This window comes from Aeoliella mucimassa, assembly GCF_007748035.1.
GTDB classification, from domain to species: Bacteria; Planctomycetota; Planctomycetia; order Pirellulales; family Lacipirellulaceae; genus Aeoliella; species Aeoliella mucimassa.
The window spans coordinates 2,328,206-2,340,239 of sequence record NZ_CP036278.1; the positions used below are offsets into that span (position 1 = coordinate 2,328,206).

Here is a 12,034-nt window from a genome sequence, read left to right on the forward strand (position 1 = left end):
TTACTCGGCGGCAGCCTCCTTGGCCTCACCACCGTCGGTAGTCGATTGCTCAGCGTTTGCTTCGGATTCCGTGTCGTCGGCTTTTTCTTCGCTACTGGATTCTACGTCGCTTACCGAATCGGGCCACGGTGGAATGATATTTCCCTCGGCACCCCGCGCCGAAGGCAAATTCTCACCTCGCAACGAGGCAATATACGAAGAGACCAACACGACCTCGTTCGGATGCAGGCGGTTTCCCCAAGCTGGCATTGCACCGTTCTTGGCGCCGTTTTTAACGACTTTGGCGATATCTTCGATGTTCTTGACGTTGATGTAGTAATCGTCGGTCATATTCGGAGCCGAAATACCTTCGCCATCCGCACCGTGACACGACTTGCAATTGGTAGCGAACGTCGCCGATCCGACGGCGAGCCATTTGTCATCATCCATGAACTTGATGATGTTTTCGCGTGTTGGCTCCAAGTCGCCGATTTCGCCAAACTGCAGCTTCAAATTGGCCGCCTTGGCATCTTCGTATTGCGCAGCCAAGGTGCGGCTGGTCGAAGGAGAGTGAAACCACAACACGTAAATGGGAGTGAAGACAATCGAACCGATGAACAACCAATTCCACCAACCGGGGGTCGGGTTATCGTATTCCTGAATGCCATCGTAATTGTGGCTAGAGAGTAGTTCTTCCTGAACTTCAGGCTCGTTTTGTGGAGTATCGGACATAGGAAATGGGTATCACGTTTAGGGTGAAGGGAAACTCGTTTTCCAACTCGGCAGACACGCTGGCATTCGCCGCCTGGACTGATAGTGACCAATGCTACGTGCCAAGCGTCACCTGTTAGGAAAGCGAATCATGGTTCTCATTGTTCTTGGGCGGATCATCTTCGAGCGGCAACTCCGACCAACGTGTTATTTCGCTCTTCTTACGCAACAGCAACCACAACACGACTCCAGCAAAGATGGCAACAAATAAAACCAGTCCTGCCTTCTTCAATAGGTCCACGGCTTGCTCGGTTTGCAGCCAGTCCATTACGAAGCGCCTTTCTCTCCAACGGTACTTGCCAAACCACCCGCAGTGGGTTGATCGTCCGCCGGTTCGACAGCCACTGGAGTCTCTTCGCTATCGGGAGTCGCGGGGGCAGGTTCGGCTGCGGGTTCGGCATCCAACCCAACGCCGAGACGTTGCAGGTACGCGATCAAGGCAATCACCTTCTTGTCGGCCAAGTCGATCACCTCGCCGTCATCGTCACGGTAAGGACCTTGGTTTTGCTGAACAAACTCAGCAGCAATGGCCGCGGCCTGAGCCTTGGCATCGTCGGCCGCCTTGCTGCGATTGTCGCCTTCGTACTCAGGGTAGGGCACCCCGAGTGCTTGTTGCGCTGCGACCCGAAGCGGAATCGACTTGAAGTCGATCTGCTTCTTCATCAGGAACGAGTACTCAGGCATGATCGAGCCCTGAGTCATGTACGAAGGATTATTGAAATGCAACACGTGCCATTGATGGCTTTGCTTGCCACCTTCACGAGCCAGGTCGGGACCGATGCGTCGCGACCCCCACTGGAAGGGATGATCGTAGACAAACTCGCCCTCTTTGCTGTAGTCGCCATATCGCTTGGTCTCGGCCACCATCGGGCGAATCTGCTGCGAATGGCAGTTGTAGCACCCTTCGGAAACATAGACGTCGCGGCCGGTCAGTTCGAGCGGCGAGTATGGTTTCACCGTGGCGATCTCCTGAATATTCGATCGCACGACGAAGGCGGGAACCAACTCCATGACCGAAGCCAACACCACCGCGAACGTGGTCATCACGGTAAACTTGATCGGCATCCGTTCCCAAACGCGATGCCACCACAAGGTGCTCCAGACATCGATCTTCTTGCCGATTTCCAACACGCCATCGAGTTCCGACTCGGGACGCTCTTCCGGAGTGAACGGAGAATCGGCCAAGGCAGGGGCCTCGAACACAGGTACTTCGTACTCCGAGGGACGGCTCGCCCAAGTGATGTAGATGTTCCAGCAGCCGATCAACGTCCCACCGAAGTACAGCAGACCGCCCGCAATGCGAATCCAGTACATCGGCATAATCGCCTGAGTGGTTTCGACAAAGTCGGGATAAGCCAACTGGCCAGTTTCGGTGATGCCACGCCACATCAGGCCTTGGGTCAACCCAGCCACGTACATCGAAATGACGTAAGCCAGAATACCAGCGGTCGCAAGCCAGAAGTGCAAGTTTGCCAACTGCTGGCTGTAGAGCCGAGTCTGATAGATCCGTGGCGCGAGCCAGTAGATCATGCCAAAGGCCATGAAACCGTTCCAACCAAGAGCACCTGCGTGCACGTGGCCGATCGTCCAGTCGGTGTAATGGCTCAAGGCATTCACGCTCTTGACCGACAGCAGCGGCCCCTCGAAGGTGCTCATGCCGTAGAAGGTGATACCCACGAGGAAAAACTTCAGCACTGGGTCCGCGGTCACTTTGTGCCAGGCTCCACGCAATGTGAGCAAGCCGTTGATCATGCCACCCCAGCTCGGCATCCACAGCATGATGGAGAACACCATGCCCAGCGTTTGCACCCACTCGTCGGTAGCCGAGAAATGCAAATGGTGAGGACCGGCCCAAATGTAAATGAACACCAAGGACCAGAAGTGAAGAATCGACAAGCGATAGGAAAACACCGGGCGATTGGCCGCTTTGGGCAAGTAGTAATACATGAGCCCCAAGAACGGAGTGGTCAGGAAGAACGCCACCGCGTTATGCCCGTACCACCATTGCATCATGGCATCTTGTGCCCCCGCGTAAATCGGGTAGCTCTTGAACCATGCAAGCAACGAACCGGGTTCGCCCATTGCCACGAGCGGTACCCACAGATTATTGAAAATATGCAGGACCGCAACGGTGACGATCGTTGCAATGTAAAACCAGATGGCCACGTACATGTGACGTTCGCGGCGTTTGACGAGTGTCATAAAGAAGTTCACGCCAAAGAATCCGGCCCACACCACGGCAATAGCGATGTCGATAGGCCACTCAAGTTCGGCGTATTCTTTGCTCTGCGTAATCCCAAAAGGCAACGTCAGAGCCGCACTCACGATAATAAGTTGCCACCCCCAGAAGTGCAGGTTGCTGAGCATGTCGCTCCACATCCGAGCCTTGCACAACCGCTGGGTTGAATAATAGATCGCCGCAAAAATCGCATTACCAGCAAAGGCAAAAATCACGGCATTCGTATGTAACGGCCGCAAACGCCCAAAGGTAATCCATTCGAGACCGCCGTTTACCTGCGGAAAGGGCAATTCCACCGCCAGTATCAACCCGACGAGGAAGCCGACCACGGCCCACACCAGCGTCGCGGTGACAAACTTACGCGTGATCGCATCGTCGTAGGTGAAGGACTCAAGCGGTCCGGTAGCTTTTCCGTGCCCAGTGTGTGGCGTGGATTTCGATTCTTGCATAGGTAATCCGTTATCCAAACGAACGTAGGTTTTACTGAAAAGGTCAATGATTTAGGTGGCAATCTGCTGCAGTTCGTCAAGATGCAGATTGCACAGTGGTTCGGAACCACACCCCGATTGCACCAAGTCGCCGATGCTCGTTGCTGCGTAACGATCTTCCGTTACGGATTGAACATCGGTCAGCAGTTGATGCAGTCGGCACATTTGATGTCCTTCGCCACGACACGCCTCGCGGTGATACGGAGGATCGACACAATGCACCACTTCTTGCACAGAAAGCGACTGTGCTTCCCGACTGAGGGAGTATCCCCCATGGGAACCACGCTGAGCTTTGACGATGCCAGCGCGTGCCAGCGGCTGCAGTACCTTCGGTAGGTAGCTTTGTGGCACTCTGGTGGATTCCGCCAGTTGTTGGGTTGTCTGTGCTTGTTCGGGCATTTGTGCGAGTCGAATCACGGCTCGAAGTGCATACTCAGCAGTTTGGGAAATAGCCACAGCAAAAGCCTCTTTGAGGATGAGGAAGGAAAAATACGACAGGGTATTAGTACCCTCAAGTCCTCAATCGCTATGGCAACTAATATACCGCAAGCTGCTGGCAACAGTTCTAACCCAAAATACCCTGTTAAATAAAGGGTAAATCGAGACGCGGCAAAATGTCGCACTTATGCCATAAACCGAATCCGCTCGTCGCACTGAGCGATAATGCACAGTGCACACCTGATTTCTCGGCTAAAATATAACGATTTTTCAGTCTGACGTATGCAACACGCGTTCTCTGAAGCTATTGCAACAACCGGTCGACAACCTTGTTAGGCGACAATTATTGCTTGGATGCTGCCGCCTTAGTCCCCCGTTCATGTTGTTGTAAGGATTCAGATCATGACACGTCTCCGCCTGGTGGGTAACGCCACCCTGGCTGTGATGTTTGCAGCCGCATCGTTTGCCACGGCCGACGGGCGCGAGAACATCGCCAGCTACTTCGATCTCAGCGATGCCGAGAGCGTCCAAGTTGCCCAGAACACCACCGCTTCGCCGGCTCGGCTCGTGGGCCAAACCTCGTTGGTGGAAGAGTTCAACCAGCAAGTTTGCTTCAATACTCCAGGCTGCTGTGACGACGCTTGCGGCACCGGGTGCTGCGATGACATCGCTTGTGGCAATGCTTGCTGCGACGCCCCGGGCTGCGTGATTCCTGAGTTGCTGCTGGGCTGCTTCTGTCCCACGCCTCACTGCTTCGACGACTGGATTAGCCCCATGACTAATCCTGTGTTCTTCGAAGACCCCCGCACGCTGACCGAACTGCGTGCCATCTTCCTGCAACACAAGGTACCTTTGGCCGCTGGCGGTGGCGACGTGCAACTGTACGCCCTGCAGATTCGTGCTGCTCTCACCGACCGGTTGTCGTTGATCGCCACGAAAGATGGCTACGCGGTATCGAGCAATCCGCTCATTCGCGACGGCTGGGCCGACGTTTCGTTGGGTCTGAAGTACAACCTGATTCGCGACTACAAAACCGAATCGCTGCTGACCACTGGTTTCACGTACGAGATGCCGGTTGGTAGCCCCCGCACACTGCAGGGCAACGGCGACGGCGAATTCCACCTGTTCGTCACCGGTGGTACCGAACTCTGCTGCGATTGGCACTACCTGAGTGCGTTCGGCCTACGTCTTCCTGTGGATGACGATGCCGAGGAGTCGAGCCTGTACTGGTCGAACCACATCGACTATCACTTCGGGCACGGCTTCTATGCCCTTACCGAGTTCAACTGGTTCCATTGGACCGAGAGTGGCTCGGCCACCAACCTTGGCGTATCCGGTGGCGACCTGTTCAATCTCGGTGCTCAAGGCGTAGCTGGTAACGACATCGTTACCGGTGCTTTCGGTGTGAAGTACAAGCCGAACCGCCTGACCGAAATTGGTGTTGCTTGGGAAAACCCACTCACCGAACGTCGCGACGTGCTTGAAAACCGTCTGACGGTTGATTTGATTCTGCGTTACTAACAGCTTGGCAGCTCGCAGATTGGTTGTAAGATCCCCCTTCAGCAACCAATCTGCGAGCAACTTCTTCGGGACTTTAACTCCCTCCAAACACGATGGGTTTGGAGGGAGTTTTTTTGTTTCTGGGACGTTACGATGTACGAGCTATTTCAATCCACCCACAAAGTGGCAATTCACCTAACGCCGATGGCTAAGCGCACTAATCCAGCCAATTCGCCGGCCCTATGGCAGTGAAGCCGTCAAAATAGCGCATGGGTTCGACTACCAGCTTGCCACCCCATGTCGGCAAGCTAGGGTTTTCGAAACTGAGGTTTACCGAACACTGCCTTCCGCTCCCTCCATCGGCAATGCTTATGCAGACTCAACAGCTTCCTCTTTCGGCTAGCGATTCGGCGCAGCAATGCGTTCAAGGAGCGAAGCGCGTCGTCTACGTGACGATTGGCAGCTTGTTCCTGGCGCTCGGCCTGGTGGGAGTCGTTTTACCTGGCTTGCCAACCACCCCATTTCTATTGTTGACTAGCTACTTCTACGCCCGATCGTCGCCGGCCTTGAATCAACGGTTGCTCGAGAACCCACTTGTGGGCCCCATCCTGCAAAACTGGTACGAGCATCGCGGTGTGACGCTTCGCGTAAAGCGCATCGCCATCGCAATGGTCTTGGCTGCCATGGCCATGTTGGTTGCGCTTAGTTCGCTTGCCTGGCCAGCACTGGCATCGATACTCGCGATTGCCATGTTCGGGTTACTGGTGGTTTACCGCTTGCCAGTCGTGCCGAACAATGAAACGTCCGGTTGCTAGGCATCTCCTCGGCATTCCGCGAAATAAACCCTTTCCTCGCAGGTAGACTTTCGACATACTCGGAAGTCCTCCCTTTTGCACTCGGGTGATTAAGCCCGCTATTAGATGTGCTCCTGCCAGGTAAAGGTCGTGCGATGCCTTATACGCCCCCCAAATCTCCCACGGAATCTCCCGAGCCGCAACGCTCCGCGTTGATCACCCACGACGACTGGCTCGCCATCTGGTGCGGCGGTCTCATTCTGGCGGTCGCGGTGGTACTCGTCAGCATGTGTGGCAAGAGCGCCGGCGAATACCTGGGCAAACCAGGCTCGTGGCGAACTTCTCCCGCCGAGGGTCTATACACAGCAGGCAGCGAGTTTCTTAGTACACCTTTGTCGGGTTCGCTCGTCGCTGGGGGAGTAATCGCGGCTCTCTTTTCCATCGCCCAAGCGGTGCGAGGGAGAAACCCCATTCAGTTTCTCGCGGGGTATTTGATCGTCTTCCTCCTTGCACTCGCGGCCTATGTGCTAGCCGGACAAGAAATTATCAAAGCCTACAATTTGGAGTACGCTCTCTGGGCGCTGCTGGTTGGTTTGATCATCAGCAACACAATAGGTACGCCAAAGTTTGTGAAGCCAGCCGTGCTAACCGAGTTTTACATCAAGACGGGACTCGTGTTACTCGGAGCCGAAGTGTTGATGAGCAAACTGCTTGAGCTTGGTCTTCCAGGCATTGGAGTTGCTTGGGTGGTAACGCCGATCGTGTTGATCACCACCTTCTGGTTCGGGCAGAGGGTGCTCAAGATGTCGTCGCCGACGCTGAACATAGTGATCTCGGCCGACATGTCGGTGTGCGGCGTATCGGCGGCCATCGCCACGGCGGCCGCTTGCCGCGCGAAGAAGGAAGAGCTGTCGCTGGCCATTAGTTTGTCGCTGACCTTCACCGTGGTGATGATGGCCGTGATGCCGGTGATCATCAAACTCATCGGCCTCGAACCCTACATTGCCGGCGCCTGGCTGGGGGGAACGATCGACGCTACGGGTGCGGTGGCCGCTGCGGGTGCCACGTTGGGCGAAACCGCCGCCCAGGTGGCGGTCACAGTCAAGATGATTCAGAACATTCTGATCGGCGTCACCTCGTTCGCAGTGGCCGTGTACTGGACCGTGTTTGTCGATCCCGACCGCACCGGCGAGCGCGTCGGCGTCGGCGAAATCTGGCGGCGGTTTCCGAAGTTCGTACTCGGCTTCTTGGCTGCTTCGATCGTCTTCTCATTCATCTACGCCCAAGTGCCGGGCGGAGAAGAGTTAACCAGCGGAGTCATCAAAGGGCTTACCAAAACAATCCGCGGGTGGCTGTTCTGCCTGGCCTTTGTGTGCATCGGTCTCGAAACCAATTTCCGCGAACTCTTGCCGCAACTAAAAGGCGGCAAGCCGTTGGTGCTTTATGTCTGTGGCCAATCGCTGAATCTCTGCCTCACGTTGCTCATGGCCTGGCTCATGTACGGCGTACTGTTCCCTCCAGGAACCAACTAAGCGGGACCCAATCGATGCGAACTCCCCGACAATCTGTTTTGAACCTGGCTGGCTGCCTGGTGGCGTTACTGCTGGTGTGGGGCGTGGTACTCCCCGCACTCACTACGCAACCACAGGTGGAGGAGCAACTCGATTGGCTCGACGAGCGAGGCATCGATCCCAGTGCAATGTTCTACACCGAACTCGACCTCAAGTGGTCGCCTTCCGCAGAAAACGTTACTGCCATAGCGGATCGGGATACACCCCGGCCGCCACTAACTCCTTGAGCCGCGCCTGAGCGATCGGCAGATCTTCCTGATAAGTCATCCCGCACCATTGCTCGGTGGTAGGGAGCACATTCACCGACAACTTGCCTTCGCCCATCAGCAACTTCGTGAAGGTCGGCAGCTCAAACTCGACGGTTGGCTCCGGCTTGCTGGCAACAAACTGATGGAAGCCTGCTTGCAGGTAGTCCATCATCACCGCGGGGTAGCCCCACAGGTTCATCGACACGATGGTGTCGTACCCAAGTGCCAGCTTTCCACCATTCGCTAGCTCACTTTCCGCAGCATCGCCAGCCCGGGCGATGTTGAAGCGTTCGACGATATCTACCAGCTTACCATTCTCGGCTTCGCATACCCCGCGATTGACCGTGCCGTGATCCGATAGCGTTTTCTCCAGTTGATAGCCCACCATGGCTGCGGTCGATCCAGTGTTGGCCTCCGGCGACGCCAGAAACTCGCCCATCGCCTGAAACGCTCCAGGGCCATAAAAGTCGTCCGCGTTGATCACCGCGAAGGCTCCCTCGACCCCTGGCTTCGCACACAACACCGCGTGCGCTGTACCCCAGGGCTTTGGTCGTTCTGGCACTTCTGTGTCAGCAGGCATGAAGGCATCAGGTTCCTGAAACGCAAAAGCCACTTCGGCCTTGCCGGCGACACGATCGACCCACTTGTCGCGAAACGCCTGCTCGAACTCCCGACGAACCACCAGCACTACCTTGTCGAATCCCGCTTGCAGCGCATCGTACACCGAGTACTCCATGATCGCTTCGCCTGTAGGACCAACCGGCGCGAGTTGCTTCAATCCACCGTAACGCCGCGCAGCTCCGGCGGCCATGATAATCAGGGTAGGGGAGGTGCTCATGTGGGATACGTTCGCTTGCTAGTGATCACGTTGGCGAGAAAGTGTCCCTATCATAGCGACGTTCGCAAAGCGGTTAAAGCGTGCCGCGAGGCGAACCTCAGGCTGGTTGTCGGCGGGATGTCGCGATGCCGTAGGCCGCAATGACTACGAAGCAAATGAGCGGCAATACAAACGACAATCGCGTAGCGGTAAGCGACAACGAGCCGATGCTGATTCCAGTTCCGTCCATAATCAGCGCTTGCAGCGGTGGCATGAAGCACCCACCGCCGATCGCACAGATCAGTCCGGCCGACCCCAATTTTGCATCTTCGCCCAAGCCTTGCAAAGCGATGCCATAGATGGTGGGAAACATCAACGACATGCAGGCCGACACACCTACCAGACAATAGATGCCACTATATCCAGGGAGCAGCATGGCACCGACGACGAGCGAACCGCCACCCACGGCCAGCCCACCAAGCAGGACGCCTGGGTTCATATACTTCAGCAAGAACGTACAAATAAAGCGACTGCACACAAAGATAAACATGGCAACAATGTTCAACCCTTGCGCTTCCGTTTTGGCTATGCCGACTTCATTCTCACCATACTGAATGATGAAGGTCCAACACATGATCTGCACTCCAACGTAAAACGCTTGGGCGACAACGCCTCCTAAGTAGCGTGGGTTCGAGAACAGTCGATCTAGGGTCGCCCCGATGGTGCCTTCACCCTTTTCATAGACTTCTCCTTCTGGAAGCCGGCTGAAGTAGAACATTGCAAATGCCGCACTCACCACCACCCCAAGGATGACATATGGGAGGATAATCACTCCAAGATCACTCTGCTGAATGGCTTGTAGCGCCGCGGGATCGCTTTGCTGCAAGCTGAGGCGAGTAGCTTCGTCTGCTTCGTTCAACCGCGCCAGAATCATATCCTTGGCGATAAACATGCCCATGATCGATCCCATAGGATTGAACGCTTGGGCGAAGTTCAAACGCCGCGGGGCGTTGTACTCCGGCCCCATGGCGAGAATATAGGGATTGGCCGTGGTCTCCAGAAAAGCTAGACCGCTCGTCATGATGAAGTAGGCCACCAAAAATGCCCCGAACTGCATCGACCACCCAGCGGGCACAAACAGAAAACAGCCGATCGCATATAAGGCCAGGCCCATCAACACGCCAAACTTATAGTTGAAGCGATGTATAAACAGCGCTGCCGGGATCGCCATAACACAGTAGCCGCCATAGAAAGCTCCCTGCACCAACGAACTCTGAAAGTTGCTCAGCAGCAGCACGTTTTTAAACGCGGCCACCATTGGGTTCGTGATATCGTTGGCGAATCCCCACATGGCGAATAGCGAGGTCACCAGCATAAAGGGCCCCACGTACTCTCTCGGAATCACCCGCCCGCCGGCCGGAGCCTCTGACTTTGAGTCGTCGCGAGCCGTTGGGCTGACGAACGGATTGCCTTGATCGCTAGCTGTGTTGATCGTATCGTTCGCCATCGCCCGCCGCCTGTTTGAAGGTTATGAAACGTTGAATGGAATGATGCTCGCTACACTTGAAAACCACGGACCTATTGCAGCGCCGAGCGAATGGATTGCAGCCCGACTCCAAACACCTGCTGAGCAACGCGATCGAGACTCGCAGCATCTCCTTGCAAGTGATAAGTCTCCGAGATGTGCGTGCCGGTTTCACTTGGCGAGAGTGCTAGTGCGGGGCTCGAAGTCTCCAGCTCGTAGAATGGGCCGAGTGGCTCGGCTCCAGGCTCCGGAGGACCATCGTTGTACGCGTTTACCGTATCACCAGCGAAGGGACTCTCCTGCAGTTCCCACATGGAGTTCACGTAGTCGGCGACACCTGCCGGCATATTGTACTTCACGATGGTAAGCACTTGACGCTTAGCGTCGTAGCTGCCGCACACCTGCTTGGCTCGCTGGGGAGAGAGTCCGATCTTCGAGCGGTATTTGCCATCGCCTGACATGAAGATCACGCCGTCAGTCGCCTCGAGACGCTCGGCAGGCACCTTGCCAAAGTAAGCATCGTTCACGATCGGGCCGAGTTGCTCATCGCTGCCTTGCTCGTAAGGCACCACGATCGTGGTCTCGAGCCCCGGCTTGTACATCCCTAACAACCAAATCGACAGCATGCCCGACTCTTTTGTCCATGGATTGTCGCCAGTGTTGGTCACGGAATTTGTGGTTCGATACCCAACTAACTGTAGCCCTTCGGCATCGATCTCTAGCGACTCTTGGGCAGCGCTGGGCGCGACGAGTTCCACCTGGCGATCAATCCGCAACTTGAATTGGCTACCCGAGTAGTTCTGGAGAGTCGCTTCGCGGGTAAAACTTGCTTGCGAGTCGTCCTGCGAAACTACTTCGAACGGTTCGGTATCTATCGAAGCGGGGGTCTGCCAGTCGCTTAGATCGAACTTCGCCCCGGGCGCGAAGAAGATGCTGAACTGCCCTCCTTCGGGTCCGAGCCAGAAACGTTCTTCTCCACCATACACGTTGATGTGCTTAGCGACTTCCCTCGACTCAATATGCTTGTAGTTGATCCAGCCGAAACTGGTGCCCTCCGCACCGGTGGCCGACGAGGTCATGACCCGCCCTTGATAATCGGGGACCACGGCCACGAGCGATTGACCATCGTCGCTACGTAGCACGATCGTCTTCACGTACTCGTTAAGAAATTCCACGTCTCGACCAAAATTCTTGTCTTGCTGCATCTCGTCGCTCTCCTCGATAGCTGCCGAAGATTCGGCGGGACCGTCAGTGGACTCTACCGACTCGTTGCATCCAGCCATGGTCATGACAAACAGCGCTGCCAGCCATAGGTGCAAACAGTTTTGCAGGGCGCGCTGGTCCTTGCGACTCGCCTGCAAGCGAAGCTTTGAACGACGCATGGAAGTTGCTCGAGTACGGGAATAGTTGAGAAGATGTGTGGGTACTTCGCTGCAGCGAAGACTCACGCGCCTTGGTTGATTAGTAGCAGTGCACCATACGGCACTCCACAAGCTAACCGACAGTGTAAACCCGGCACGCTCCGCCTGGCTACTAGAGTCAGGCTCAACATATCCGAAAAAGAGTCCCTCAACTCAGCTGTTTTGGCAAACTGTGAGGGAAGTCGGAGACAGCAAACGAATCGACGCAGCTGGAGGGGAAAAGCAAAAACCGGCTAAGCCGTA

General features: G+C 55.7%; 11 protein-coding genes. 4 read left to right on the forward strand and 7 right to left on the reverse strand.

What is annotated here, in order from left to right; genetic code table 11:
• The 4 genes from Pan181_RS09370 to Pan181_RS09385 all read right to left on the reverse strand — a co-directional run bounded on the left by Pan181_RS09370 (position 1) and on the right by Pan181_RS09385 (position 3,933).
• Positions 1-711 carry a cbb3-type cytochrome c oxidase N-terminal domain-containing protein gene (locus Pan181_RS09370; RefSeq protein WP_145246571.1) on the reverse strand — a complete coding sequence of 237 codons (711 nt, stop codon included), beginning with the start codon at positions 709-711 and terminating at the stop codon, positions 1-3.
• A 115-nt stretch (positions 712-826) separates the two neighbouring features.
• Positions 827-1,018, reverse strand: coding sequence for a cbb3-type cytochrome c oxidase subunit 3 (locus Pan181_RS09375; RefSeq protein WP_145246572.1), 192 nt, complete (start codon positions 1,016-1,018; stop codon positions 827-829).
• Positions 1,018-3,438, reverse strand: coding sequence for a cytochrome-c oxidase, cbb3-type subunit I (gene ccoN, locus Pan181_RS09380; RefSeq protein ID WP_145246573.1), 2,421 nt, complete (start codon positions 3,436-3,438; stop codon positions 1,018-1,020). The genes Pan181_RS09375 and ccoN overlap by 1 nt, the downstream gene beginning before the upstream one ends.
• Positions 3,439-3,489: 51 nt before the next feature.
• Positions 3,490-3,933: an RrF2 family transcriptional regulator gene (locus Pan181_RS09385; RefSeq protein ID WP_197529091.1), complete on the reverse strand. Its 444-nt coding sequence runs from the start codon at positions 3,931-3,933 to the stop codon at positions 3,490-3,492.
• Between the two features lie 384 nt (positions 3,934-4,317).
• Between Pan181_RS09385 and Pan181_RS09390 the strand changes: the two genes are divergently transcribed.
• The 4 genes from Pan181_RS09390 to Pan181_RS09405 all read left to right on the forward strand — a co-directional run bounded on the left by Pan181_RS09390 (position 4,318) and on the right by Pan181_RS09405 (position 8,007).
• A complete protein-coding gene (locus Pan181_RS09390) occupies positions 4,318-5,436 on the forward strand; it encodes a hypothetical protein (RefSeq protein ID WP_231943797.1) in 1,119 nt (372 codons plus the stop codon).
• Between the two features lie 344 nt (positions 5,437-5,780).
• Positions 5,781-6,230 (forward strand): YbaN family protein, encoded by a 450-nt coding sequence (locus Pan181_RS09395; RefSeq protein WP_197529092.1) that lies wholly within the window; start codon positions 5,781-5,783, stop codon positions 6,228-6,230.
• Between the two features lie 134 nt (positions 6,231-6,364).
• The gene (locus Pan181_RS09400; protein ID WP_145246576.1) at positions 6,365-7,741 is read left to right on the forward strand and encodes a YeiH family protein; all 1,377 of its coding nucleotides are present in this window, start codon (positions 6,365-6,367) and stop codon (positions 7,739-7,741) included.
• Positions 7,742-7,755: 14 nt separating this feature from the next.
• Positions 7,756-8,007: a hypothetical protein gene (locus tag Pan181_RS09405; RefSeq protein WP_145246577.1), complete on the forward strand. Its 252-nt coding sequence runs from the start codon at positions 7,756-7,758 to the stop codon at positions 8,005-8,007.
• Here Pan181_RS09405 and Pan181_RS09410 read toward each other — a convergent pair.
• From Pan181_RS09410 to Pan181_RS09420, 3 genes are all read right to left on the reverse strand, one after another.
• Complete coding sequence (locus Pan181_RS09410; RefSeq protein ID WP_145246578.1) at positions 7,958-8,866, reverse strand: sugar phosphate nucleotidyltransferase; 909 nt, start codon at positions 8,864-8,866, stop codon at positions 7,958-7,960. The two genes, Pan181_RS09405 and Pan181_RS09410, sit on opposite strands and share 50 nt — an antisense overlap.
• A gap of 97 nt (positions 8,867-8,963) precedes the next feature.
• Positions 8,964-10,352, reverse strand: coding sequence for an L-fucose:H+ symporter permease (gene fucP / locus Pan181_RS09415; RefSeq protein ID WP_145246579.1), 1,389 nt, complete (start codon positions 10,350-10,352; stop codon positions 8,964-8,966).
• A 71-nt stretch (positions 10,353-10,423) separates the two neighbouring features.
• The gene (locus Pan181_RS09420) at positions 10,424-11,752 is read right to left on the reverse strand and encodes a DUF6786 family protein (protein ID WP_145246580.1); all 1,329 of its coding nucleotides are present in this window, start codon (positions 11,750-11,752) and stop codon (positions 10,424-10,426) included.
• Positions 11,753-12,034: the final 282 nt, after the last annotated feature.